Genomic DNA, 25,398 nt, shown 5'->3' with positions numbered 1-25,398 from the left:
CGGCCCGCGTGAGGCCGGCCCGGGCGAGCCCGCGGACGGTGCGGCGTGAGGGTCGCCGAGGCGTGGCGGGTCGCGCTTGACGCGCTCCGGGCCAACCGGCTGCGCAGCTCGCTCACCATGCTCGGCGTGATCATCGGGGTGGCCTCGGTGGTGCTGCTGGTCGCCATCGGCACCGGCACCAAGCAGAAGGTCGAGCAGCAGGTCGAAGGGCTCGGCTCCAACCTGCTGCTTGTCGTCCCCGGCAAGATCGAGGTGGGCACCGCGCCGGTCGTGTCGCCGTTGACGCTCAAGGACGTGGACGCGGTCTCCCGGGTCGTCGGCGATCCCGAGCGGGTCGCGGTCACCGTCGCCTCCGGTGCCACCGCACGCGCGGGTGCCCGCTCCGACTTCACGACCGTCCAGGGCGTGCTGGAGACCACCCCTGCGGTGTTCACCCGGTCGCTGGCCCGAGGTCGCTACCTCACCGGCACGGACGTGGACACCAGCCGGCGGGTCGCGGTCCTCGGTGACTCGGTGGCACGCGCGTTGTTCCCCGACCGGGATCCCCTGGGTCAGCAGGTGACCCTCGCCGGGGTGCGGTTCCGGGTCATCGGCGTCTTCGCGCCCCTCGGGCAGAGCCTCGGCGTCGACCGGGACGACGAGGTGCACGTGCCGGTCACCGCGGCGCAGCGCCTGTGGGGCACCCAGCGGGTGGACGGCATTGCGGTGAAGGCGCCCGATCGGGAGCGCATCGACGAGCTGGGTGAGCGCATCGTCGCCGAGCTGAACCGCCGCCACCCGGACACCGAGTTCAGCGCGGTCACGCAGCAGCAGATCCTCGGTGTGCTCGGCGACATCCTCGGCGTCCTCACCGGCGTACTCGCCGCCATCGCCGGCATCTCGCTGCTCGTCGGCGGCGTCGGCGTCTCCAACATCATGCTGGTGAGCGTCCGGGAGCGGACCCGGGAGATCGGGCTGCGCAAGGCCGTCGGCGCCCGACCCCGTGACATCGGCGTGCAGTTCCTGCTGGAGGCGGTGCTGCTCACCACCATCGGCGGGCTGACCGGGATGGCGCTGGGCGTGGGTACGGCCCTGCTGGTGGACGCGTTGTCGCCGATCCCGGCGGCGATCACCTGGTGGTCGTTGGCGCTCGCCTTCGGGGTGTCGGCGGCGGTGGGGATCGTCTTCGGGGTCGTTCCCGCGCAGCGCGCCGGCCGACTCGACCCGGTGGTGGCGCTGCGCGCCGAGTGACCAACCGGACGGTGGACGCAGCCGGGGAGATAACGGCAGGCCGGATCGGGTGAACCGACGATCCAGGCATGATCAGTTGTACGAAGGGATCGCGCCGGTCACAGCCGCCCCGCTACCGTACTGGTAACACGCGCGTCGCCGCCCGGCCCGGAGCATCCGTCGGGTTGGCACGCGCCGGGCATGGGATGGGTCGGTGAGCCATGGCCGGGTCGCAGTCCGATGGACGGCTGTCGGAGGTCAAGTTCCTGACCGTCGCGGAGGTGGCGACGGTCATGCGGGTGTCGAAGATGACTGTCTATCGCCTCGTGCACAGCGGTGAGCTCACCGCCGTCCGGGTGGGGCGGTCGTTCCGGGTGCCCGAGCACGCGGTGCACGAATATCTGCGGGGCGCGTTTCAGGAGACCGCCTGAGCCACCGGTCCGCCGATCGAGTGCCACGTAGGCGGCTTGGACGGGGGCGCGTTGGTCCTGCTGACGCTCTCCGGCTACCCTGGAGCCCGACCGAGACCCCACCGGTGCGCCCCGCCGCCCAGACTGGTCCGGTCCGTTGTCCGCATGCGGTCGCCGTCGCCACCTGCGTGGTGTCATCCGGTCCGCCCCGCACGTTGTATCGAAAGGCTGTCGTATGGGCTCGGTGGTCAAGAAGCGCCGTAAGCGCATGGCTAAGAAGAAGCACCGCAAGCTGCTGCGCAAGACCCGCGTCCAGCGTCGCCGTCTCGGCAAGTGATCGTCGCCGGGCGCTGAGCCCGGCGTTCGGCCTCACTTGCCAAACTGTCGACCCCCGGAGGCTCAGGTGATCAGGCCGTGGTCGTCCCGGCTCGGTCCCTCCTGTCGGCGTAGGTGCGTCAGATGACCCCCGGAAGCACTTCAGGTGCTCCGGGGGTCGTCGTCGTCACCGGGGTCGGTAGGTACCTGGGCGCGCACGTGGCGGCCCGGCTGGCCGCCGACCCCCGCATCGAGCGGGTCATCGGCGTGGACGCCCCGGAGCCGGGCGCCGAGTTCACCGACCTGCTGGACCGGGTCGAGCGGATTCGCGTCGACCCGGGGTCGCTCGGCGGGCTCCTCGCCGACCTGGACGTCGACGCGGTGGTCCACCTCGCGTTGGTCAGCGCCCCCGACCAGCAGCACGGCGGCCGGTCGGCCATGAAGGACCAGAACGTCATCGGCACCATGCAACTGCTCGCCGCCTGCCAACGGGCGCCCCGTCTGCGCAAGCTCGTGGTCCGGTCGTCGACCGCCGCGTACGGGGTGTCGTTCCGCGATCCGGCGGTGTTCACCGAGGAGACCGAGCCGCGCGAGGTGCCACGCGGCGGTTTCGGCCGCGACATCCTCGACGTCGAGGGGTACGTTCGCGGCTTCCGCCGCCGCCGGCCCGACGTGACCGCGACGGTGCTGCGCTTCGCTCCGTTCATCGGTTCGACAGCCGACACGACGTTGACGCGCTACTTCGCGCAGCCGTTCGTGCCAACCGTCTTCGGCCGCGATCCCCGACTGCAGTTCCTGCACTTCGACGACGCGTTGGAGGTGCTGCACCGGTCGATCGTGGAGGATCACCCGGGCACCTACAACGTCGCCGGTCCGGGGGTGCTGTCGCTGTCCCAGGCGATCCGGCGGGCCGGTCGGGTGGCCGTGCCGGTGCTGGAGCCAGGGCTCTCGGGCGCCGCGGCGCTGGCCCGCACCATGGGGTTCGGCCGCTACGGCCTGGACCAGGTCGATCTTTTCGTGCACGGGCGGGTCGTCGACACCACGCGCCTTGAGCAGGAGTACGGCTTCACACCCCGCTCCACCGCCGCCGCGTTCGACGACTTCATCCGCGCCCACCACGGTGGGGCGGTCCTCAGCCGGGGTCAGTTGGCCGCCGCCGAGCAGTTGGTCCTGGACGGCATCCGGCAGGTCCGTGCCGCGGTGCGGGAGCGGTCATGACCGGGCCGGCGCAGGGCCGCGAGCCGGCGGGCATGGGGCCGTTCGACGTACCGCCGGGGCCGCCCGTGCCGGACGCGGAGCCGGCGCGGCGCAACGGTCACCGGCCGACGAGTCGACTCGCGCCGGCCGGGACGCCTGGCGACGAGGTCGACCCGGCGACCGACGACCCGGCGACGCCGAGCGACAGCCCTGCCGGCGACGAGGTCGACACCGCGACCGACGAGCCGGCGAGCGGGGGCGTCGCGCCCACCGGAGGCGGGGCGGGCGGCACCGGTTCGGCGGTTCCGGATCGGCCTGGCGACCAGTGGGACCGCAGGGTCGCGAACGGGCTGGCGTTCCTGCGGCGGCGGCTGGCCGGCGACTACGAGGTCGACGAGTTCGGGTTCGACCCGGAGCTGACCGACGCGGTCTTCCACCCGCTGCTGCGGCTGCTCTACCGGGACTGGTTCCGAACCGAGGTCAGCGGGGTCGAGCACGTCCCCGTCGACGGGCCCGCCCTGGTGGTCGGCAACCACTCCGGCACCGTGGCCCTGGACGCGCTGATCCTCTCGGCGGCGTTGCACGACAAGCACCCCGCCCACCGCTACCTGCGCCTGCTCGGCGCCGACCTGGTCTTCCGCATGCCTGTGGTGTCGGAGATCGCCCGCAAGACCGGCGGCACGGTGGCCTGCAACCCGGACGCCGAGCGGCTGCTCGGCGGCGGTGACCTGGTCGGTGTGTTCCCCGAGGGGTTCAAGGGCATCGGCAAGCTCTACGCCGACCGCTACAAGCTGCAACGGTTCGGCCGGGGCGGCTTCGTCTCGGCGGCGCTGCGCACCGGCACGCCAATCGTTCCGGTCGCCATCGTCGGCGGCGAGGAGATCTACCCGATGCTCGCCGACATCAAGCCCCTCGCGCGGCTGCTGAAGCTGCCGTATTTCCCGGTCACGCCGACCTTCCCCTGGCTCGGGCCGCTCGGCATGGTGCCGTTGCCCAGCAAGTGGCTGATCCAGTTCTGCCCGCCGATCCCCACCGCGCACCTGACCGACTCGGCGGACGATCCGCTGGTGGTCTTCAACCTCGCCGACCAGGTGCGCGAGACCATCCAGCAGACCCTGCACTCGCTGCTGGAACGGCGACCCGACCCCTTCGGCCCCTGAGTCAGCCGGCGCGACGGCGGCGCTGCAACGCCAGGCCGGCGGTGACCGCGCCGGCGACCAGGCCGGCTGCCGCCGTCGACGGTACGGCGATCTTGACGGCTCGGCGGCCGGTGCGGAAGTCCCGCACCTCCCAGCCGTGCTGCCGGGCCTGCCGCAGCAGGGTGCCGTCGGGGTTTACCGCGACCGCCCGGCCCACCGAGCTGAGCAGCGGCAGGTCGTTGGCCGAGTCGCTGTAGGCCGCGCAGCGGCTCAGGTCGAGCCCTTCCACGGCGGCGAGCTGGGTGACCGCCTCGGCCTTCGCCGGCCCGTGCATGAGATCGCCCACCAACCGCCCGGTGTACGCCCCGGCCCGCACCTCGGCCACCGTGCCGATCGCGCCCGTCAGGCCAAGGCGGGTGGCGATCACCCGGCCGATCTCCACCGGGGCGGCGCTGACCAGCCACACGCGCTGGCCGGCGTCCAGGTGGCGTTGGGCGAGCTGCCGGGTGCCGGCCCAGATCCGGGGTGCCATCAGCTCGTCGAAGATCTCCTCCGAGAGGCGCTCCACGTCGTCCACCCGCCACCCCTCGACGAAGGCGAGCGCGGCCTCCTTCGCCTGGGACATGTCCCCGGCGTGCTCGCGGGCGAGCAGCCGGAACCGGAGCTGCTGCCAGGCGAAGCGGGCCAGGTCGGCGGTCGTGAAGTAGTTCCGGGCGGCGAGCCCGCGGGCGAACCAGTAGATCGACGCGCCCTGCATCATCGTGTTGTCGACGTCGAAGAACGCGGCGGCACCCGGGTCCGGTGCGGGTGGGGTCACCGGCGCCAGCGCGGTCTCCGCCCACCCGGCGGTGTGACCGTCGGCGTCGGTGCTGACCGTCACCTTACGGCTGCGCGCCACGGGACTCCCTCCTGACCAGGTACGACTGATGCCTCCAGCGAGGGTAGCCGGAGCGCACGGTCGACCGGCCGGACCACAGGGAACTGTGGCCCGGCCGGTCGGACGTGCGGTATGGCGGTGCCGGGGCTGGCGGGTCAGCGCTCGCCGGGGCAGGTGGTCGGGGTGGGCCCGAGCGCGTCGCTGCCGGTCGGTGCCGGCAGGCCGCAGGCGATCGCCGCGCGTACCGAGTCCGAGCGCTCACGGATGCTGTCCAGCAGGGCCAGCGACCTCCGGGTCCGTTCGCGGTCGGCCCGGCTGGCGCCGTCGAGCAGGTTGGTCACCGCCCGGCGCTGGCTGGCGACGAACGTGTTGACGGTGTCCAGGCTGGCCGGCTCGGCCCGCTGCACTGCGGCGGCGGTGAGCAGGCGAATGCCCTGCCGGGTGTCGGCGTCCATGTCGTCGAGGACGGCGCTGTAGCCGATGCGGTCGCCGCGCAGCTCGGCTGCCTCGCCGAGTCTGGTCCGGGCGAAGTCCAGGAACAGTTGGCCGCGGCTGATGTCCGAGCTGGCCAGGGCGAGCTGGGCCCGCTCGGTGGAGCGCTTCATGCCGTACAGCGCGTCGCCGGGAACGGCGTTCTCGCTGGCGGCGGAGATCCCGGAGACGGCGATGGCGCCGGCGGCGATGCCGACCAGGATCGCGCCCCGGGCGCGGGCCCGCCGGGCGGTGACGGCGGGCAGCAGGGAGCCGCGGCTCGTCGCCGCAGCCCGTGGGGCAGCCGGCTCGGTGGTCGCCGGCGGGGTGCCCATCCCCTCGCGCTCGGCGGTGGCGAGCAGCATCGCTCGCAGGCCGGTGCGGAAGTCGGGGTTCACCTCGGCGGTGGGGGGATCGACGCTGAGTCGCTGGCCCACTGCGACGAGCGGAGCCAGTTGGCTGTCCACTCGGGACCGCACGTGGTGCCGCCGGCCGCCGTTGGCCTCGTCGAGAAGCTGCGCGAAGCGCTCGGCACGCCGGCGGGAGAAGAGGATGTCGTCCACCGCAGGCACCTCCTCTCGCTGGTCACGGCCGGTCGGCCGCCATCGTTGCCAGCGACCGGGCGGCAAAGTGACACCACGGAGGTGAGGTGCCGTCCGGCGTGCCGGTCGGACCTCGGTGCCCCGGGCCTGCCGGGACAACCACCGGTCGCACCCGGAGAAACGCGGCGGACCGGGCACGGGTTACGGGCCTGGCGGGGCCGAAATCACAGAAAGTGATCGCCATCACCGGGTCTCGGCAGCCCTGAGCTGCTGAGACATTGATCGACGCCGGTCGGCCCCGCCGCCGAGAATCACGGCTGGAAGCCGTCGGGCAGCAGCCGTGCCAGCGCGCGAACGGCCCGGTACTGCAGGGCCTTGATGGCACCCTCGTTCTTGCCCATCGCGCGGGCGGTCTCGGCGACCGAGAAGCCCTGGAGGAACCGGAGCACGATGCACTCCTGCTGCTCCGGGTTGAGCTGCTTGACGGCGGTGAGCAGGGCGACGTTGGTGATGTGTTCGACCACCGCGGCTTCCGGGCTGCCCTCCGGGCCCCGGTCCTCGCGGTCGGCGTCGAGCACGTCGCCGGTGGTGACCTCCAGGCGGTACCGGCCGGACTTGAAGTGGTCCGCGACCAGGTTGCGGGCGATCGTCACCAGCCAGGCGCCGAGATCGCGGCCCTGCCAGGTGAAGCTGCCGATCCGCTTGAGAGCGCGCAGGAACGTGTCCGAGGTGAGGTCCTCGGCGAGCTGGCGGTTGCCGACCCGGAAGTAGACGAACCGGAAGACGGTGTCGACGTACCTGTCGTAGATCAGGCCGAACGCCTCGGACTCGCCAGCCTGCGCCCGCTCGACCAGGGTCCAGACCTCGGTGGCCGGGTCGGACGGGTCCGGGCGGCTGGGGAAACCGGTCGGGGTGGTCGAGGTGGCGGCGGCCGGGACCGCCGGGATCACCGCCGTCTCGCCAGCCGTCGGATCGGTGGCCGCCGCCGGCGCGTCGCCGACCCGACGGCCCTGCGAGGGCATTGTCGGTCGGGCTGGTGCGGCGACACGGCCACCGGTCGGCATCGCGTTGGCACCCGGGGCCGCCGGTCTCGGTGGTGGCTCGTTGGTGTGCGGGCGGTTGCGGGTCCGCTGGGCCGCGTTGTCGCCGCGCATCGCGGCGTGCGGGTCGCCCAGCGGCGCGCGGGCCGCCTGTCGTTCGTTGAGCGGGGAGCGGGGCGTCTGGCCAGTCAGGCCGACCGGGCGTTCCGCGTATCCGAAGGTGGTCACCGCGCCGCCCCCGTCCCGCTGGTAGCCGGCCGGGCCGGTTTACGGGTCGTTGGTGCGGACCGACCGGGCAACCGGTCGGGCAGGACGGTTCCGGGGTGTGCCGACGGGCGGCAGTTCCCCTTGAGGTGCTGGTCCAATGCGCTCACAGGCACGGGGGCCTCCTCGGGCTGAGGGGTGTCGACTCACGGCAAATGGGGTGAGCCGACCCGAGTGATAATAGGGCCAACGTCACCCGCGCGTGGCAAGTCCGTTACACAGGGCGGAAGTATTTCCCGCTGTGTCGCACCGATGGCGGACCGGTTGTCCGTCGTGTGCGTTTGACTTTGGCCCGGGCCGGTGGTCCTGGGTGGATCCCCAGGTCGGGGGCAATGTGGCCGGTCGGCTGCGCCGCCCCGGCCGGTCGCCGCGTGGGCCGGGTCGAGGCATCCGTCCGACCCGTCGCCCGTCCCATCGGCCGGACTCGATCGGAGCATCGACGGCACGGTGAGTGTCCCGTTGACGGGACGCTCGGCGATCCTGGGGGCCCGACCGTCGGGCGTGGCCTGTCGATCGCCGCTGTGCCAGACTCGACCACCGTGCAGGACTTCTCGGCAGACCCCGCGCCGAACCTCGCCGACCGGGTCCAGCGGGCGGCTCTCGACAACGGTGACCGGCCCGCGCTGTACTGGCGGGACGGGCGCGTCACCTGGTCCGAACTGGACGCCGCCGTGACCGCCGCCGCGCACGGCCTGGCCGCCGCCGCGCCGGCCACCGACCCGGGTGGCACGCCGCCGCGGGTCGCGATCGCGCTGCACAACACCCCCGACTTCGTGATCGGCTGGCTCGGGGCGCTGCGGGCCGGTCTGGTCGCCGTCCCGGTCAACCCCGGCTTCACCGCCCCGGAGCTGCGGCACGTACTGGCCGACTCGGGCGCGTCGCTGCTCATCGGCACCGAGCGGGTCCGCCGCCTGGTCGCCGAGGTGGCCGCCGACCTGCCCGCGCTCACCGCCGTGCACGACACGCCGCCGACCGCCGAGTTGCCCGATCCACGCCCCCGCCCGCGCCGAGGCGGCGACGACCTGGCCGTACTGCTCTACACGTCCGGCACCGAGGGCCGTCCGAAGGGCGCGATGCTCTCCCACCGTGCGCTGCTGGCCAACCACGAACAGGTCGCGGAGATCGAGCCGCCGGTCGTCGGGCCGACGGACACTGTTCTGCTCGGGTTGCCGCTGTTCCACGCGTACGGGCTCAACTCGGTGCTCGGCGCCGTCGTCCACCACGGCGCCACCGGCGTGCTGCTCGACGAGCCGGGGCCCACGGCGGGGCTCGCCGAGATCGCGCGGCACCGGGTCAGCGTGCTGGTCGGCGTACCGTCGATGTTCCTGGCCTGGGCCGGCGCCGACGCGGTCCGCGCGGCGACCGCGTCGGTGCGGGTGGCGGTGTGCGGCGCGGCGCCGCTGGAGCCCGCTGTCGCGGCCCGCTTCACCGAGGCCACCGGCCAGCAGGTGCACGTCGGGTACGGCCTCACCGAGACCGCGCCGGTGCTCACCTCCACCCTGGTCGGTCCGGTGGTCAAGCCCGGCTCGATCGGCCGGCCGCTGCCCGGCCTGCAGCTGCGCCTGGTCGGCGCGACCGGGGAGGACCTGTGGCGCGACGGCCAGGCGGTCCCCGACGACGACCCGGACGAGCTGGACATCTCCGACGTCGCCCCGGGCACCGACCCGGGGCAGATCGTCGTTCGCGGGCCCAATCTCTTCGACGGCTACTGGCCCGACGGCCGCGACGGCCCGGACGACGACGGCTGGTGGGGCACCGGCGACATCGCGTACGCCGACTCCGACGGTGACCTCTTCCTGGTCGACCGGCTCGGGGAGTTGATCCTGGTCAACGGGTTCAACGTGTATCCCCACGAGGTCGAGCTGGTGCTCGCCGGGCACCCCGGGGTGGTCGAGTCGGCGGTACTGGGTGTGCCGCACCCGCGGACCGGCGAGACTGTGCGGGCGTACGTGGTGCCGGTGCAGGGCCGACCGGTGACCAGCGAGGAGTTGCTCGCCCACTGCGCGCGCAACCTGGCCCGGTTCAAGTGCCCGACCGCTGTCGAGTTCGTCGACACCCTGCCGCACTCGGCGATCGGCAAGGTACGCAAGACCCAGCTCCGGTCGGCGACGCCGACCGACCGCACGGAGGTAACCGATGGCCAGTGACGCCCGACTCGCCCTGATCACCCGACCCGGCTGCCACCTGTGCGACGACGCCAAGGCGGCGCTCGACCGGGTGGTCGCGGTGACCGGCGACAAGTGGGTCGAGTGGGACGTCACCGGCGACGAGGGGCTGGAACGGGAGTACGGCGACCGCCTGCCGGTGGTGCTGCTCGACGGCAAGGAGCACGGCTACTGGCGGGTGGAGGAGGACCGGCTGCTGCGGGACCTGACCACCCCGCAGCTCTGAGTGGCACCTATGGTGCTGTGATGACCCCTGCGCGCTCCCACCTGGTCTGGGACTGGAACGGCACCCTGCTCAACGACCTCAGCCTGGTGGTGGCCGCCACCAACGCCGCGTTCGCCAGTGTGGGCGGGCCGACGGTCACCCTCGACGAGCACCGGACGCGGTTCCGCCGGCCGATCGCCGACTACTACGCCGAGGTGCTCGGTCAGGCTGTCGACGACGACGCGTTCGGTCGCCTCGACCGGATCTTCCACGACGCGTACCGCAGCGGCCTGACGACCTGCGAGCTGGCGGCCGACGCGCAGTCCGCGATGGCCGCCTGGGAGGGCAGTCAGAGTCTGCTGTCCATGTGGTTCCACGAGGAGCTGGTGCCCACCGTGCACACCTACGGCCTGACCGGCCACTTCACCCGCGTCGACGGCCTGCGGGCCACTGTCGGCGGCGACCGCAAGGCCGAGTCGCTTCAGCGGCACCTGGCCGAGCTGGGCGTGGACGGCAGCGCGGTGGTGCTGATCGGCGACTCCATCGACGACGCGGACGCGGCCCTCGCGGTGGGCGGCCGGGCGGTGCTCTACACCGGCGGCTTCACCGACCCGGCCCGGCTGCGCGCCTCCGGCCACCCGGTCGCCGACACCCTCACCGACGCGGTGGCCCTGGCCGCCCGGGAGGTCAGTTCCGCAGGTAGGTGAGGACGGCCAGCACCCGCCGGTGCTGCTCGGTGTCCGGCGGGAGCGTGAGCTTGGTGAAGATGTTGCGCACGTGCTTCTCCACCGCGCCGTCGCTGACCACCAGGGCGCGGGCGATGGCCGTGTTCGACCGGCCCTCGGCCATCAGGGCGAGCACCTCGCGCTCGCGGGGGGTCAGCTCACTGAGCGGGTCGTCGCGGCGGCGTCGGGCGAAGAGCTGGCCGACCACGTCCGGGTCGAGCACCGTGCCGCCGGCCGCCACCCTGCGCAGCGCGTCCAGGAACTCGTCGATCGCGGCGACCCGGTCCTTGAGCAGGTAGCCGATACCACCGCCGGCGCCGCCGGTGGTGGCCAGCAGATCATCGGCGTACGAGACCTCGACGTACTGGGAGAGCACCAGGATCGGCGTACGCGGCACCAGCCGGCGTGCCTCCACCGCCGCCCGCAGACCCTCGTCGGTGTGCGACGGCGGCATCCGGACGTCGACGATCGACACGTCCGGCCGGTGCTCCACCACCGCCTCGACCAGCGCGTCGCCGTCCCCGACGGCGGCCACCACCTGGTGTCCGCTCTCGGTCAGCAGCCGCACCAGCCCCTCCCGGAGCAGGACGGCGTCGTCCGCGATCACGATGCGCATGGCTGTGGTGTCTACCACGTCCGGCCCCGTTCCCGTTGGTTCACAGCGGAAGCTCCGCACGGATCTCGGTGGGCCCGCCGCTCGGGCTCACCACCGCCAGCTCCCCGCCTGCCGCCCGGACCCGGTCGGCGATGCCGGCCAGCCCGTGGCCCTTGGCGATGTGGGCGCCGCCCTGCCCGTCGTCGCCCACCCGCACCTGGAGCTGGGTGTCCTGGCGGGTCACGGCGACCACTGCCTCGGTGGCCCGGCTGTGCTTGGCGATGTTGGTCAACGCCTCGGCCACCACGAAGTACGCGGTGTTCTCCACCGCCGGATCGAGCCGTCCGCCCGGCGTGCCGAGCTGCCGGTCCACCTGAAGCTCGATCGGGATGAGCCCGCGCCCGGCGAGCGCGGCCAGGGCGCTGGGCAGGCCCCTGTCGACCAGGATCGGCGGGGCGATGCCCCGGGACAGCGCCCGCAGCTCGGCCAGCGTCTCCCGGGTCTGGGTCACCGCCTCGTCGATGGTCCGCCCGGCGGCCTCCGGGTCGGAGGCGAGCTGCATCCGGGCCCGGCTGAGGTCCATCGCGAGCCGGACGAGGCGCTGCTGGGGGCCGTCGTGGATGTCGCGTTCGAGCCGGCGCAGCGCGGACGCCTCGGCGGACACGGCGGCCCGCTTCTGCTCCTCCAGCACGGTGATCCGGTCCCGCATCTCGGCCACCCCGGTCAGCAGGGCCTTGGCGAAGCTGGCCTGGAGCAGCGCGCAGCCCCGGACCACGATCGGCAGCGTGATCAGGAAGAACACCCCGATCGCGGTGGTCACCCCGATCCGGGCCGTGGTCGAGTCGCCCAGGCCGAGCAGTTGGGCCAGGTCGCTGTCGTCCGCGCCGTGCGGCAGCGTCCAGTCGTACACCCAGTAGAGGGAGCCGGCGGCTGCGGCGATCCACCAGGCCACCGCCAGCACGAAGGTGACCAGCGCCACGATCATCCGCAGGATGCCGTGTGCCAGATCGAGCCAGGACTGGGCGTCGCGCATCGGCAGGAAGATCCGCCGCCAGGCGTTCGCGCCCGCCTCCGGCATCCGGTAGTGCGGCCGGATCCGGGGTTGTCCCAGCACGGCGGGCAGCCGCAGTCGTTCAATGTCGGCAAGCCCCCGGGCCGCGTACAGGGTGCCGCTGAGGATCGGCAGGCCGATCACGGTGACCACCAGGCCGACACCGGCCACGAGGCCCGCGAGGAGGACGACGAAGCTGGCCACCGCGAGGGGGAGGCCGAGCAGCACGTACCCGGAGTCGACGAAGAGCTGGCGGGGGATGCTCGGTGCCAGCGTCGGATGGTCGCTGGCGGCAACGGCGGTCATAGCCCAAAGGCTAGGCATGGGGGCTCGGCGTCCCCATCCCGAAGCCCCGCCTCTCCCCCGTAGTGCTGTCCCTACCGCCGCCCCTGTGACCAGGCCCTACCACCGCCGGGACCGGCCGACGCGGGATTGGTCAGAGAAGTCGGGATTGAGCAATAATCGCCAGGGGTGGCGGGCGCGCAGGGCCGCTCAATCGATCTTGTGGAATGGAGGGGCTGGTGGGGTCGCGTCCCGGAGCGACAAGATCGCGATTTGTGCACGTCTTCACAAGCGCCTACTCTGTAGTTCCGACGCGCCCTGCTAGCACAGCCGGCAACCTCGGTCGCCAGCGGGAGTCCATAAGCGGCCGACCAGCGGAGTTGGCCGAGGATCGCACCGCACGGAGTCTCATGAGTCAGCACCGTCACCCAGGTGCGCCCGGCCGCGCCGGTGCCGTACCGGCGCTCCCGGATCTTCCCGAGGCGACCGTCGCTCGGCTCCCGGAATACCTGCGCGCGCTGCACAACCTCGCCGACGCCGGGCACGAGACGATCTCCAGCGAGGGTCTCTCGGCCGCCGCCGGGGTCAACTCCGCCAAGCTCCGCAAGGACCTCTCCCACCTCGGCTCGTACGGCACCCGTGGCGTCGGCTACGACGTCGCGTTGCTGATCGAGCAGATCGAGTACGTGCTCGGGCTCACTCAGCGTCGCGCTGTCGCCCTGGTCGGCGTGGGTAATCTCGGTCACGCTCTGGCCGGCTACGACGGCTTCGCCAGCCGCGGCTTCCGGATCGCCGCACTGCTGGACGCCGATCCCTCCCGGGTCGGCGAAGAGATCAACGGCCTGGTTGTCCGGCATGTCGACGAGTTGCCGGCGGTCGCCACGGAGGAATCCATCGCGATCGGCGTGATCGCCACTCCGGCCGCTGCAGCCCAGCGGGTCGCCGATCAGCTGGTCGCGGTCGGCGTGACGAGCATCCTCAACTTCGCGCCGTGCGTACTCTCTGTTCCGGAGGGGGTCGACGTGCGCAAGGTCGACCTCGCCATCGAGCTGCAGATTCTGTCCTTCCACGAGCACCGCAAGGCGTCGCTGACCGCGCTGCCCGCCACCGGCGGGTCCGCTCTCACGGCCCTGCCCGGCGGGCTCGCGGCCACCGACACCCAGGAGGCGATCGGCACGTGAAACTGCTCGTCGTCGGCGCGTCCTACCGGACCGCCCCGGTCGCCACGCTGGAGCAGCTGGCCGTGCCCCCCGCCGACCTCACCCGCACCCTGGACCGCCTGGTCGCCCAGCCGTACGTGAGCGAGGCGGTGCTCGTCTCCACCTGCAACCGGGTGGAGGTCTACGCCGCCGTGTCCGGATTCCACGGCGGGCTCGGTGACATCTGCGCCGTCCTGGCCGAGCAGGCCGACAGCTCGCCGGCGGCGCTCGCCAGCCACCTCTACGTGCACTACGACACCGCCGCCGTGGACCACGTCTTCCGGGTCGCCAGCGGACTGGACTCGATGGTCGTGGGCGAAGCGCAGATCCTCGGCCAGCTGCGTGACGCGTACCACTGGGCCACCGGGGCCGACTCGGCCGGCCGCCTGCTGCACGAGCTGATGCAGCAGGCGCTGCGCGTCGGCAAGCGGGCCCACGCCGAGACCGGCATCGACCGGGCCGGCCAGAGCGTCGTCACCGCCGCGCTTGAGCTGGCCGCCGGGCACCTCGACGGCAACCTCGCCGGCCACCCGGCCCTGGTGATCGGGGCCGGCGCGATGGGGTCGCTCGGGGTGGCCACGCTGTCCCGGCAGGGCGCCGGGCCGCTCACGGTCACCAACCGGGGCATCGACCGGGCCGTCCGGCTCGCCGAGTCGTACGGGGCGGACGCCGCGCCGATGACCGAGCTGGCCGCCACGCTCTCCACAGTGGACATCGTAGTGGCCGCCACCGCGTCCACTGAACCGGTCCTCACCCGCGCGGTGGTCGGTGCCGCGCTCGCCGAGCGGAGCCCCGCGCGGGGCCCGCTGGTCCTGCTCGACCTGGCCGTCCCGCGCGATGTCGAGGAGGGCGTCGCCGACCTGCCCGGCGTCGAGGTGATCGACATCGACCGGATGGCGACGCTGCTCGCCGACGGTCCGGCCGCGGCGGACGCCGCCGCCGTCGAGCGGATCGTGCTCGGCGAGGTGGAGGGCTTCCTCACCTGGCTGCGCGGCGCCGACGTGGCGCCCACCGTGGCGGCGCTGCGCGGGCGTGCCGACGACGTCGTCACCGCTGAGCTGCGTCGGCTGGCCCAGCGCCGTCCCGACCTCGGCGACGACCTGCGGGCCGAGGTGGCCCGTACGGTGCACCGCGTGGTGCAGCGGCTGCTGCACCAGCCCACCGTCAAGGTCCGCCAGCTCGCGGCCGAGCCCGGTGGCGACCAGTACGCGGCTCTGCTGCGCGAGCTGTTCGACCTCCAGGTGCCGCAGACCTCGCCGGTGGACACCGTCCCCGACGTGCTGACCCCCACCAACGCCCCGGTGACCGGCACCGACGCCACCGAGCAGATCCCGCCCACCGGAGGTGCGCGATGACCGCCCCCCTGCGCCTCGGCACCCGGGGCAGCGCCCTGGCGATGGCCCAGTCCGGCCACGTCGCCGAGGCGTTGACCGCCGCCACCGGCCGCCCGGTCGAGCTCGTCGAGGTGGTCACCGCCGGCGACCGCTCCAGCGCTCCGGTGCACCGGCTCGGCGTCGGGGTGTTCGTCTCCGCGCTGCGGGACGCGCTGACCGCCCGGACGATCGACTTCGCCGTGCACTCCTACAAGGACCTGCCCACGGCCGGCGCCGCCGGGCTGCACATCGCCGCCGTGCCGGCCCGACAGGACCCGCGCGACGCGCTGATCGCCCAGGGCGGGCGGACGCTCGCCGAGCTGCCGCCCGGCGCCACAGTTGGCACCGGCGCACTGCGCCGCATCGCCCAGCTGCACGCCCTCGGGCTGCAACTGGAGGTCACCCCGATCCGCGGCAACATCGACACCCGCCTGGCGCGGGTGCTCGGCCCCGAGGCCGACCTCGACGCGATCGTGCTGGCCCGGGCCGGACTGGCCCGGATCGGCCGGACCGACGCGATCACCGAGACGCTCGACCCGATGCTCATGCTGCCCGCGCCCGCCCAGGGCGCGCTGGCCGTGGAGTGCCGGGTCGACGACCAGGAACTGGTCGAGCTGCTCGGGACGCTCGACCACGCACCGTCGCGCGCCGCGGTCACCGCGGAGCGCGCGTTGCTGGCAACCCTGGAGGCCGGGTGCAGCGCACCCGTCGCCGCCTATGCGGAACTCGCCGAAGGTGACGCCGGCGATGAGATCTACCTGCGCGGGGCGGTGATCAGCCCGGACGGCACTCGTGACCTCCGGCTGTCCCGCACCGGAACGCCCGCCGACGCTGCGGAGATCGGTAAGGCACTCGCCGCCGAACTCCTCGAACTCGGCGCCGACTCGATCCTCGGCCACGAAGGACACACCGGCCCGGGGACCCAGCAATTTGGGAGCACAGAATGACCCGCACCCGTAAGCCCGTCGGCCGTATCGCGTTCGTCGGGGCTGGCCCCGGTGACCCGGGCCTGCTGACCCGTCGGGCGCACGACGCCCTGGTCGACGCCGACCAGGTGATCTACGACCGGGGAGTCCCCGAGTCGCTGCTCGCCGTCGTCCGCGCCGAGGCCAGAGAGGACGCCGAGTTCACCCCGGCCGAAGGTGCGCCGGGGGACGTGGCGAAGGTGCTGATCTCCGCCGCCCGGTCCGGGCTGAACGCGGTGCACCTGGTTGCCGGTGACCCGTTCGGCCACGACTCGGTGGTCAAGGAGGTGCAGGCGGTGGCCCGCACCGCCGCCCACTTCGAGGTGGTGCCGGGTGTCGGCCAGGCAGAGGGCGTCGCCACCTACGCGGGGGTCCCGCTGCCGGGTGTGCGTACCGCCGCCGACGTCGAGGACGTCAGCACGCTGGACTTCGAGGCGCTGGCCGCGGCCGTCGGCCGGGGTTCGCTCGCGCTCGCGGTGGACGCCGGTGACCTCGCCGCCGTCCGGGACGGCCTGCTGGCCGCCGGGGTCGACGGCACCACAGGCGTCGGGGTGACCGGCGACGGCACCGGCGAGACCCAGTACACGACCACGTCGACCGTGGACAGCTTCGTGGCCGCCGCGCTCGGCTTCACCGGCCGGGTGGTGCTCACCATCGGCGCGGGTGTGGGCCAGCGCGACAAGATGAGCTGGTGGGAGAACCGCCCGCTGTACGGCTGGAAGGTGTTGGTGCCCCGCACCAAGGAGCAGGCCGGCGCGATGAGCGCCCGGCTGCGGGCGTACGGGGCGATCCCGTGCGAGGTGCCGACCATCGCTGTCGAGCCGCCGCGCACCCCGGCCCAGATGGAGCGGGCCGTCAAGGGCCTGGTCGACGGCCGGTACGCCTGGGTGATCTTCACCTCGGTGAACGCGGTCCGCGCGGTCTGGGAGAAGTTCGCCGAGCACGGCCTGGACGCCCGGCACTTCGGCGGCGTCAAGATCGCCTGCATCGGCGAGGCGACCGCTGACGCGGTCCGCGCGTTCGGCATCCAGCCGGAGCTGATCCCCGCCGGGGAGCAGTCCTCCGAGGGGCTGCTTGCCGAGTTCTCGCCGCACGACGAGATCCTCGACCCGGTCGGTCGGGTGCTGCTGCCGCGCGCCGACATCGCCACCGAGACGCTCGCCGCCGGGCTCACCGAGCGCGGCTGGGAGGTCGACGACGTGACCGCGTACCGGACGGTGCGGGCCGCGCCGCCGCCCGCCGAGATCCGCGACGCGATCAAGTCGGGCGGGTTCGACGCGGTCCTCTTCACGTCTTCTTCCACTGTGCGGAACCTGGTCGGCATCGCCGGGAAGCCGCACGCGCGGACGGTTGTTGCCGTGATTGGGCCCAAGACGGCGGAGACCGCGACGGAGTTCGGCCTTCGGGTCGACGTCCAGCCACCGCACGCCTCGGTGCCCGACCTGGTGGAGGCGCTCGCCGCCTACGCCGTCGAGTTGCGCGAGAAGCTGGCCGCCATGCCGGCCAAGCAGCGCCGTGGCTCGAAGGTGCAGGGGCCGACCGCCCTCCGCTTCCGGTAGTCGTCTCCAGGAGGGCCCTTTCATGTCGTACCCCGAGATCCGGCCCCGCCGCCTGCGCCGCACCCCGGCGATCCGCCGGCTGGTGTCCGAGACCAGGGTCGACCCGGCCGAGCTGGTCGTGCCGATGTTCGTCAAGGAAGGGCTGACCGAGCCGCGCGCAATCGGGTCGCTCCCGGGGGTGCTTCAGCACTCCCGGGACTCCCTGCGCAAGGCGGCCACCGAGGCGGTCCAGGCCGGCGCCGGCGGGATCATGCTCTTCGGGGTGCCGGAGCAGCGTGACCCGACCGGGTCCGGTGGCCTCGACCCGAACGGCATCCTGAACGTCGCCATCCGCGACGTGGTGTCCGAGGTGGGCGACAGCACTGTCGTGATGAGCGACCTGTGCCTGGACGAGTTCACCTCGCACGGGCACTGCGGCGTGCTCACCGCGGACGGTGAGGTGGACAACGACGCGACCCTGGCCGCGTACGCCAAGATGGCTGTTGCCCAGGCCGAAGCCGGGGTGCACATGGTCGGGCCGTCCGGGATGATGGACGGCCAGGTCGGCGTGGCCCGCCGGGCGCTCGACGCCGCCGGCCACCAGGATGTGGCGGTGCTGGCGTACGCCGCGAAGTACGCCTCGGCGTTCTACGGCCCGTTCCGGGAGGCGGTGGAGTCCGCGCTGGAGGGCGACCGGCGCACCTACCAGCAGGATCCGGCCAACCTGCGCGAGTCGCTGCGCGAGGTGGCGCTCGACGTCGCCGAGGGCGCCGACCTGGTGATGGTCAAGCCGGCGCTGCCCTACCTCGACGTGGTGTCGGCGGTGCGGGCCGCGGTGGACGTCCCGGTCGCCGCCTACCAGGTCTCCGGGGAGTACGCGATGGTCGAGGCAGCCGCCGCGAACGGCTGGATCGACCGGGAGCGGGTCATGCTGGAGACGCTCACCTCGATCAAGCGGGCCGGCGCGCAGATCATCCTCACCTACTGGGCGGTCGAAGCCGCCGGTCTGCTCCGCCAGCGCTACTGACCGGGTCCGGGGGTCCCGTCGGGGTGGCCACCTCGTCGGCGCCCGCGACGGCGGCCGGGAGCCTCCGGCTGGTCAGCCAGGCGAGCGCCAACAGCACGGCCGACACCGCAAGCGCGAGCCGGGTGGCCTGCGCCAGTTCCGGCGCGAGGTCGAGCCGGCTGGCCGGGCCGAGCCGGTTGGCTGCCGTGATGCCCCCGCCGCCCAGGCTCGGGGCGAGCCGGTCCGCCAGCCAGGACAGGGCGGCGGCGATCAGTGCCGTGCCGGCCGCGACCGAGGTGTGCGACACGGTGGTGAGCAGCGTGGAGCCGGACGGCAGGTCGTCGGGCGGAAGCGACCGGCTGGCCGCTGTCATCGTCGGCATCAGGGTCGCACCCATGCCCAGGCCGATGACCGCACCCAGCGTGGCCAGCAGCGGGTACGACGTGTCGGCGTCGAGCACCAGCACCCGGGCCACAGTGCCGGCCACCGCGGTGGCGATGCCGAGCCCGACGACCCGCCGCGCCGAGACGCGATCGACGAGCCGGGTCGCGACCTGGAGCATCAGACCGGTGGTCAGCGCCTGCGGGATGCCGATCACCCCGGCCAGGGTGGCCGAGTCACCGCGTACCACCTGCACGTAGGCCGGGATGATCAGGAACGAGCCGAAGTATCCGGCGGCGAAGAACGCCACAGTCGCCGCGCCGGGGGTCATCCCCGGCGCGCGCAGCACGGCCAGGCGCAGCAGCGGCTGCCGTACCCGGCCGGCCCGCCAGGCGAAGGTGACCACCAGCGTCGCGCCGAGCACGAGCGGCAGCAGCACGGACGCGGTGACGACCCCGCCCCGCTCGCCGGTGACGCTGAGCCCGTACACCGCCAGTGCCAGACCGGGGCAGAGCAGCAGCAGCCCGAGGACGTCCAGCCGGACCGGTGCTCGTCGCGGGTCGGCGACCGGCAGTACCGACCGGCCGAGCACCATCGCCAACAGTCCCACCGGCAGGTTGATCCAGAAGATCCACCGCCAGGACGCGTGATCGAGCAGCAGCCCACCCAGCACCGGCCCGATCAGGGGCCCGACCAGCACCGGAAGGCCGAGCAGGCTCATCATCCGTCCGCGCCGCCCCGGCGGCACCGCGGCGAGCGCGACGGCCATCCCGACCGGGTTGAGCAGTCCGCCGCCGAGCCCCTGGAGCACCCGGAACGCGATGAGCGACCCGACGCTCCAGGCGGCACCGGCCAGCACGGAGCCGAGGGTGAACAGCAGCAGCGCGGTCAGGTAGGTGCGGCGGGCGCCGAAGCGGCCGATCGCCCAGGCGGCGGTGGGCATCACCGCGACCAGGGCGAGCGCATAGCCGCTGGTGACCCAGCCGATCGTGGTGAGGTCGGTGTCGAAGTCGTCGACCAGTCTCGGCAGGGCCACCACGGTGACCGTGGTGTCGATCACCGCGAGCAGACCACCCAGGGTCAGGTACCAGCCGAGCCGTCGCGCGGACGCATCCATGTCGGCGGCTCAGGGCCGGACCTGGCGGGCGGCGCGCAGCGCCTCGGCCCACCAGGCCAGCTCGCTCAGCGTGGCGTCGGCAGCCTGCCGCAGCGGCTCGTCGTCGACCAGCCGACCGGCGACGTCGAGTCGCTCCCAGGGAGCCCGGAGCACCACCCCGGAGCGGGTCGTGGCGGCCTGCACCTCGGCGAAGACCAGCCGGAGCTGCTCGACCGCGCGGATGCCGCCGGAGCCCGCGCCGTACGACACGAAGGCCACCGGCTTGCGGGCCCACTCCCGGTAGTGCCAGTCGATGGCGTTCTTCAGGGCGGCCGGGAAGCTGTGGTTGTACTCGGGTGTCACCACGACGAACGCGTCGGCGGCAGCCAACCGGGCACTGATCGGGCTGGCCGAATTGCCCCCGGGAGGGGTGTCGGCGAAGGGCAGCGCCACCTCGGCGAGGTCCACGAGGTCCAGGTCGAGGTCCGTACGGCGGCTCCCGTGGGCGACGAACCAGTCGGCGATCGAGCGGCCCACCCGAGGTTGCCGGACGCTCCCGACGAGCACGGCGACGGTCGGCGGTGCGGTGTCCTCTTGCGTAGTCATGACTCGGACGCTAGGACTTGAACTAATGGTGAAGTCAATGGCGGCGGGGGAGTGGCGATGGGCACGTTGACGGTCGGCGAGGTGGCCCGCGACAGCGGGGTCAGCGGTTCCGCCGTGCGGTTCTACGAGCGGCAGGGCCTGATCACGGCTGCCCGCACCGGCGGCAACCAGCGGCGCTTCGACGCCGACGCGGCCTGCCGGATCAGGGTGGCGCGGGTGGCCCAGCGCGTCGGCCTGACCGTCAACGAGATCCGCGACCTGCTCGCGGCCCTGCCACCCGACCCCCAACTGGCCGACTGGCAGGGCCTGCACGATCGGCTGACCGCCGAGGCCGAGCGGCGCATCCGCGACCTGCACGCGGCACTGGACGACATCGGCTCCGGCCGCCGCCTCTGCGACCTCTGACCTCGACCGTCCGCAGTCCGCAGTCCGCAGTCCGCAGTCCGCAGTCCGCTGATCGTCGTCCGCGCGCCCTGACGATCAGGGCAGGTGCCCCGGCTGGTCAACCACGGCCATCCGGATGACGGCGGCGAGCAGCTCACCGGCACGGGCCCAAGGCCCACGGCAAGGCCCACGGCCCACCGCCCACGGCAAGGCCCACGGCCCACGGCCCCACGGCAAGGCCCACGGCCCACGGCCCACCTTGAGGTCCTTTGCTCTGCTTCAGCGGAGGCAACACTGAGAGCCTCCCACTGTCGCCTCCGTTGAAGCAGAGCAAAGGATGCGTGCGGGGTGCGGCGAGTCCCTGAGCCGGCCAGCTTTCCACAGGGTTATCCACAGGGGTTGAGAGGCAGGTCTCGGCCGAGAATGGTTGTCGGATGGCCTCCGCACTCGTTCCTCCTTCGCCACCCGGCCCGACCGTCGGGCGGTTTCCCATCACCGGCCTGGTCCGGCGAGCCCGTCGGATGAAGGGGTTGGGGCAACGCCAGATGGCCCGCTTCGCCAAGGTCTCACCGTCGACCGTGGGCAAGGTCGAGGCCGGCAGCCTGATACCGAGTCTGGCGGTGCTGGAGCGCCTACTCGGCGCGGCCGGGCTCTATCTGGTGGTGGTGGACCAGGAGGGCCGGGTGATTCAACCGATGGTCGACCGCGACGACGTTCACGACGGCGCCGGACGCCGCTACCCCGCCCACCTCGATACGATCCTCGATCCTGAGCCGGGGGAGTGGTGGGGGGACATCTACGGCCTGGCACGGCCACCGGAGACCTACCACCGCAGCTCGGCGGACCGCGAGGCGCGGCGCCGACGCAGCCAGTGGGAGGTGCGGGTCGCGCAGCATCGGCACCTGCCACCGCCCCCGATCATCGATGAATACTACTGACACCGCGAACGGCCCACCCTCCGGGGAAACCGGAGGGTGGGCCGTCAGTGCCGTCGTTCAGTCGTCGTTGGTGATCGTGCCGGTCGCCAGGGGGTCGGCCAGCCGCAGGCCGGGCACCCCGGCCACCAGCAGGGTCAACTTCTCGTCCGACTCGCGCCGCCGGTCACCCCGCACGGTGACCGGGAAAGCCACCGAGGTGTCACCGGCGGCCAGCACCTTGCAGCCGGCGTACGGCTCGAAGTCCGAGCCCGCCTGCGCCGTGAGGCCGACGGTCGCGGCGCAGAGCAGCACCGGCTGGGACAGCGGGCGGGACACGGTCGCCGTGAAGGTGAGCTGACGGGTGCCCTGGTCGCCCTCGACCACCGACGTGTCGGCGACGGTCAACGACGCCCGGGACCGGAAACGGGCCACCTGCGGGTCGTGGTCGCTGGAGCCCCGTGACCCGTCACCAGTGAACTCCGCCGGCCAGTCGGCGTTGACGTGCGCCGCCCGCACCTGCACCAGGTCACCGTAGAGCGCGTCGTTGACGAACAGGTGGTCGAGCGTCTGCGCCTGCCCCTCGAAGCTGTACGAGTAGGCCGACGCGGGCACCTGCGCGACGAGGGTGTCCCACAGGTTGTGCAGGCCGGCCTCGTAGAGCGGGGCGAGCTGGTCCGACGGCGTCGGCTGCGCGGCGGTGGCGATGGGATCGTCCGGGCGGGGGAAGACGTTCAGGTCGCCGCCGTAGACCACCCGGGCGCTCCGATCGGACGCCTCGATCGCGGTGACGATCGCCGCGCCGTAGGTCGCCTGCTCCCGCCGCTGCCCGATCCGGCCGTCCGGGCCGGAGGAGTAGTGGTTGCTCAGCGCGTACAGGGTGAACCGCTCGGCCGCACCGGGCGCCGCGGCGACCGTGAACTTGCCCAGCTGGGGTGCCCGGGTGAAGACGTTGTTGCCGTCCTTGCCGGTGGAGGTGTCCACATCGGCCGGCAGTACCGCGTTGAGGGCCTTCGGGTTCTGCACGTCGGCGTTGCCCGGCAGTCCGGGGGCCCGGTACTGGACGGTCGGTGCCGAGCCGAGCAGCGGGTCGTTCGCCGTCGCCGCCGCCAACGACAGCCGGTCCGTGCGGTACAGGAACGCGGCGGTGATACCGCGGGCGTCCGCGCCGGTCCGGTCATAGGTCGCGGCGTACGCCGGCCCGCCGGCCGACGCCACCGCGAGCGCCAACTCCTGGATGCTGTCCGGAGCACCGTCGGCGTTGTTGGTGTCGCCGCAGGCCAGCGCCGCACCGGAGACCGTGCAGATGTCCTGGTCCTCGGCCTCCTGCACCAGGATCAGATCCGGCGCGTGCAGATCGGAGACGATCTGGTCGGCGAGCGACGTCAGGTGCTCCCGGTAGTCCGCCTCGCTGCTCGGCACGTAGTCGAACGGCGGGCTGACGCCCGGGCAGCCGGAGTTGCCGGCGAAGTCGCAGCCGTCGAACGGGTCGTCGCGGTAGTCGTACAGGTTCTCCACGTTGTACGTGGCGACCGCTACCTCCTGGGAACGGTCGGCCGGCTTCGGCGGGTTGTTCTTCGACGGGTCGGCCCCGGCGTCGAACTCGGCCCGCTCGACCTGCACGCCGTACTTCTCGAACGAGTAGTAGACGCCGCCCACCGCGTCCGCGCGCAGGGTGTCGAAGGTGTGCGCCGGCGGGAGCAGCGCGGTGCTGTCCCCGGCGGTGCCCTTCACGCCCATGCTGCCGAGCAGCACGCGCTGACCGTTGCCGTCGTCAAAGCGGCGGCTCGGGTCGTTGTCCAGCGGGTGGGAGTCCCGAAAGACGCGTCGGGCGTACGGGTCGGCGCGGTCGAGCAGCGGGTCGTCCCGGTCGACGACCCACAGCTCCGCGTCCGCCGTGGACGAGAAGACATCCCGACCACTCACCGCGCCGCTGCCCGCGCGTACGCGCAGCCGGGCGCCCTCGTGCCGCTCCCACCAGCGCTGCGCCTCGGTCAGCTCGACCGGTGGCACCGCGTCGGTCACCGCGACAGTCGTGTCCACGTCCAGGCCGGTGGCGATCCGGCGGACCAGCGACGCGCCGGAGAGCTGGGTGAGGTTGTAGTACTCCGACACGCGGGCCCGGAGCACCACCTCGTCGCCGACCGTCGGCACGTAGCCGCCGATCAGCGAGGTGAACGTGCCCATGAACACGAAGACGCCGTCGGAGCTCGTCGGGTCACCGTCGGTGTCACCGCTGCGGCTCTGCAGGAAGAACCCGTTCTGCTCCGCACCGGCCGCCGTCCGGGCGAGCGTCAACTGGGTGATCACGCCCCGGACGTCGTACATCGTGCTGCTGGTGCCGTTGCCGCTCGCCGGTGCGAGCGGTGACCGGTCGGCGGGGCCGGACTCGGCGTCGGTGGTCGGACCCTGCACCTCGCCGACGGTCAGCTCCCGGGTGACCTGCACGGCCAGCGCGCAGGTGGCGGTGCCACCGCCCGCGTCGGTAGTGGTCACGGTGACGGTGTACGCCCCGGCGGTGAGGTCGGCGCTCGCGCTGATCGTGGCGCGGGCGGTGCCGCCCACCTGATCGGCCGGGGTGAACGCGGTACGGGTGATCGAGCCGGAGGCGGGGCTCGGGCTGATCGCGGTCACCGCCAGGTCGACGATCGTGTCGTCGGGGTCGGCGGCGGTCACCTCGCGGCTCGCGGCCGTCCCGGCGGCGGTGACCAGCGGCCCACCACAGGTCAGTGTGGCCGGCGCATCGACCGGGCCGCCGCCGTCCACGGTGTGCGAGCCGAGCCCGTCGAAGGTGTCGACGGGCAGACCGGTCCACTGCGCGGCCGGGTCGAACGCGTCCGACGGGTCGGTGTCGCCCGACGTCACCGTGGGCAGCCGGCGCAGCGTGTTGTCCGCCGTACTGGTCGCGCCTGTGCCCCACTCGGCGCCCGGGTCGACGCCCACCTGGCCGATCGAGTCGAGCACCGTAACGCCCCGGCGCAGCACTATCGCGTCGTCGCCGTTGAACAGGCTCGCGCCGGTGGTCTGGTCGGCCTGGGCGAGGATGGCCGCCCCGGCCGAGGCGCTGGCGAACACGAACGCGTCCCCGGCGGCCACGGTCCCGGCCAGCGCGATGCTCGTCGGGGTGGTGGAGCCGTTGAAGTAGAGCTGGAGCTGGTAGCCGCCCGCGGTGAGGTCGACGGCGGCGCCGGTGCCGTTGAACAGCTCGATCGCCTTGTTGTTCGACGAGCCTTCGACGTACTCCGAGATGAACAGGTCGGTGGGCGCGGCGCTGGCCGCGGTGGGTGTGACGCCGAGAGCCGTGACGGTCACTGCGGCGGTGGCGATCGCGAGCGCGGCTGTCGTGCGGCGCGGGCGCATAGGGCCTCCACGATGGGTGGATGGGAGTCAACGCACGTTAAGGTGCGTAACCGTCCATCGTCCATCCCCCACCGGACAGTTTCGTGAAT

The 25,398-nt window shown here is 73.0% G+C and carries 23 protein-coding genes; 15 read left to right on the top strand and 8 right to left on the bottom strand.

Features of this window, described 5'->3' with window-relative positions; all coding sequences use genetic code 11:
- Nucleotides 1-45 precede the first annotated feature (45 nt).
- The 5 genes from AB0B97_RS17865 (at nt 46) to AB0B97_RS17845 (ending at nt 4,291) form a co-directional block, all read left to right on the top strand.
- Nucleotides 46-1,230 (top strand): ABC transporter permease, encoded by a 1,185-nt coding sequence (locus AB0B97_RS17865; RefSeq protein ID WP_357494683.1) that lies wholly within the window; start codon nt 46-48, stop codon nt 1,228-1,230.
- Nucleotides 1,231-1,430: 200 nt separating this feature from the next.
- Entirely contained in the window at nt 1,431-1,640 is a 210-nt protein-coding gene (locus tag AB0B97_RS17860) for a helix-turn-helix domain-containing protein (protein ID WP_007465625.1), read from the top strand.
- A gap of 214 nt (nt 1,641-1,854) precedes the next feature.
- On the top strand, nt 1,855-1,956 hold the full coding sequence (locus AB0B97_RS17855) for an AURKAIP1/COX24 domain-containing protein (protein WP_007465623.1): 102 nt from the start codon (nt 1,855-1,857) through the stop codon (nt 1,954-1,956).
- Between the two features lie 122 nt (nt 1,957-2,078).
- Nucleotides 2,079-3,152, top strand: a complete 1,074-nt coding sequence (locus AB0B97_RS17850; protein ID WP_357494681.1) for an NAD-dependent epimerase/dehydratase family protein — start codon at nt 2,079-2,081, stop codon at nt 3,150-3,152.
- Between the two features lie 329 nt (nt 3,153-3,481).
- Entirely contained in the window at nt 3,482-4,291 is an 810-nt protein-coding gene (locus AB0B97_RS17845; protein ID WP_255786582.1) for a lysophospholipid acyltransferase family protein, read from the top strand.
- Nucleotide 4,292: 1 nt separating this feature from the next.
- Here AB0B97_RS17845 and AB0B97_RS17840 read toward each other — a convergent pair whose 3' ends face one another.
- The 3 genes from AB0B97_RS17840 to AB0B97_RS17830 all read right to left on the bottom strand — a co-directional run bounded on the left by AB0B97_RS17840 (nt 4,293) and on the right by AB0B97_RS17830 (nt 7,428).
- Nucleotides 4,293-5,168, bottom strand: coding sequence for an HAD-IB family hydrolase (locus AB0B97_RS17840; RefSeq protein WP_357494679.1), 876 nt, complete (start codon nt 5,166-5,168; stop codon nt 4,293-4,295).
- 134 nt (nt 5,169-5,302) lie between these two features.
- Nucleotides 5,303-6,190, bottom strand: a complete 888-nt coding sequence (locus AB0B97_RS17835) for a DUF5667 domain-containing protein (protein ID WP_234582368.1) — start codon at nt 6,188-6,190, stop codon at nt 5,303-5,305.
- A 281-nt stretch (nt 6,191-6,471) separates the two neighbouring features.
- A complete protein-coding gene (locus tag AB0B97_RS17830; RefSeq protein WP_357494677.1) occupies nt 6,472-7,428 on the bottom strand; it encodes an ECF subfamily RNA polymerase sigma factor, BldN family in 957 nt (318 codons plus the stop codon).
- Between the two features lie 575 nt (nt 7,429-8,003).
- Here AB0B97_RS17830 and AB0B97_RS17825 point away from each other — a divergent pair.
- Genes AB0B97_RS17825 through AB0B97_RS17815 form a run of 3 tightly spaced genes read left to right on the top strand, consistent with a single transcriptional unit; the run spans nt 8,004 to nt 10,541 of the window.
- Nucleotides 8,004-9,611, top strand: a complete 1,608-nt coding sequence (locus tag AB0B97_RS17825; RefSeq protein ID WP_357494675.1) for an AMP-binding protein — start codon at nt 8,004-8,006, stop codon at nt 9,609-9,611.
- Nucleotides 9,601-9,855, top strand: a complete 255-nt coding sequence (locus AB0B97_RS17820) for a glutaredoxin family protein (protein WP_234582371.1) — start codon at nt 9,601-9,603, stop codon at nt 9,853-9,855. The genes AB0B97_RS17825 and AB0B97_RS17820 overlap by 11 nt, the downstream gene beginning before the upstream one ends.
- 20 nt (nt 9,856-9,875) lie before the next feature.
- The gene (locus AB0B97_RS17815; protein WP_357494673.1) at nt 9,876-10,541 is read left to right on the top strand and encodes an HAD hydrolase-like protein; all 666 of its coding nucleotides are present in this window, start codon (nt 9,876-9,878) and stop codon (nt 10,539-10,541) included.
- Here AB0B97_RS17815 and AB0B97_RS17810 read toward each other — a convergent pair.
- Nucleotides 10,522-11,175 carry a response regulator transcription factor gene (locus AB0B97_RS17810; protein ID WP_357494671.1) on the bottom strand — a complete coding sequence of 218 codons (654 nt, stop codon included), beginning with the start codon at nt 11,173-11,175 and terminating at the stop codon, nt 10,522-10,524. The two genes, AB0B97_RS17815 and AB0B97_RS17810, sit on opposite strands and share 20 nt — an antisense overlap.
- A 40-nt stretch (nt 11,176-11,215) precedes the next feature.
- Nucleotides 11,216-12,511, bottom strand: a complete 1,296-nt coding sequence (locus AB0B97_RS17805) for a sensor histidine kinase (protein ID WP_357494669.1) — start codon at nt 12,509-12,511, stop codon at nt 11,216-11,218.
- 386 nt (nt 12,512-12,897) lie between these two features.
- Here AB0B97_RS17805 and AB0B97_RS17800 point away from each other — a divergent pair, with 386 nt between their 5' ends.
- From AB0B97_RS17800 to hemB, 5 genes are read left to right on the top strand one after another with little or no spacing between them, the layout of a single operon-like run.
- Entirely contained in the window at nt 12,898-13,668 is a 771-nt protein-coding gene (locus AB0B97_RS17800) for a redox-sensing transcriptional repressor Rex (protein WP_234582375.1), read from the top strand.
- A complete protein-coding gene (locus AB0B97_RS17795) occupies nt 13,665-15,041 on the top strand; it encodes a glutamyl-tRNA reductase (RefSeq protein WP_234582376.1) in 1,377 nt (458 codons plus the stop codon). Before AB0B97_RS17800 ends, AB0B97_RS17795 begins: the two co-directional genes overlap by 4 nt.
- Nucleotides 15,038-16,006, top strand: coding sequence for a hydroxymethylbilane synthase (gene hemC, locus AB0B97_RS17790; RefSeq protein WP_234582377.1), 969 nt, complete (start codon nt 15,038-15,040; stop codon nt 16,004-16,006). The genes AB0B97_RS17795 and hemC overlap by 4 nt, the downstream gene beginning before the upstream one ends.
- Nucleotides 16,003-17,583, top strand: coding sequence for a uroporphyrinogen-III synthase (locus tag AB0B97_RS17785; protein ID WP_357494666.1), 1,581 nt, complete (start codon nt 16,003-16,005; stop codon nt 17,581-17,583). The genes hemC and AB0B97_RS17785 overlap by 4 nt, the downstream gene beginning before the upstream one ends.
- 22 nt (nt 17,584-17,605) lie before the next feature.
- A complete protein-coding gene (gene hemB, locus AB0B97_RS17780) occupies nt 17,606-18,589 on the top strand; it encodes a porphobilinogen synthase (RefSeq protein ID WP_357494664.1) in 984 nt (327 codons plus the stop codon).
- On the opposite strand, the gene AB0B97_RS17775 is transcribed toward hemB, so the two are convergent.
- Nucleotides 18,540-20,066 carry a DHA2 family efflux MFS transporter permease subunit gene (locus AB0B97_RS17775; RefSeq protein ID WP_357494662.1) on the bottom strand — a complete coding sequence of 509 codons (1,527 nt, stop codon included), beginning with the start codon at nt 20,064-20,066 and terminating at the stop codon, nt 18,540-18,542. The genes hemB and AB0B97_RS17775 overlap by 50 nt on opposite strands.
- Nucleotides 20,067-20,075: 9 nt before the next feature.
- Nucleotides 20,076-20,651: an NAD(P)H-dependent oxidoreductase gene (locus AB0B97_RS17770; protein ID WP_234582381.1), complete on the bottom strand. Its 576-nt coding sequence runs from the start codon at nt 20,649-20,651 to the stop codon at nt 20,076-20,078.
- 57 nt (nt 20,652-20,708) lie between these two features.
- Here AB0B97_RS17770 and AB0B97_RS17765 point away from each other — a divergent pair, with 57 nt between their 5' ends.
- Both AB0B97_RS17765 and AB0B97_RS17760 read left to right on the top strand, forming a co-directional pair.
- Complete coding sequence (locus tag AB0B97_RS17765) at nt 20,709-21,056, top strand: MerR family transcriptional regulator (protein ID WP_234582382.1); 348 nt, start codon at nt 20,709-20,711, stop codon at nt 21,054-21,056.
- Nucleotides 21,057-21,469: 413 nt separating this feature from the next.
- Nucleotides 21,470-21,973, top strand: coding sequence for a helix-turn-helix transcriptional regulator (locus AB0B97_RS17760; protein ID WP_234582383.1), 504 nt, complete (start codon nt 21,470-21,472; stop codon nt 21,971-21,973).
- A 57-nt stretch (nt 21,974-22,030) separates the two neighbouring features.
- On the opposite strand, the gene AB0B97_RS17755 is transcribed toward AB0B97_RS17760, so the two are convergent.
- Nucleotides 22,031-25,309 (bottom strand): lamin tail domain-containing protein, encoded by a 3,279-nt coding sequence (locus AB0B97_RS17755; RefSeq protein ID WP_357494659.1) that lies wholly within the window; start codon nt 25,307-25,309, stop codon nt 22,031-22,033.
- Between the last annotated feature and the right edge of the window lie 89 nt (nt 25,310-25,398).

This window comes from Micromonospora sp. NPDC049004 (assembly GCF_040649315.1).
Classification (GTDB): Bacteria; Actinomycetota; Actinomycetes; order Mycobacteriales; family Micromonosporaceae; genus Micromonospora.
The sequence above is the reverse complement of the archived record's forward strand: the minus strand, read 5'-3'. Positions and strand labels throughout refer to the sequence as shown.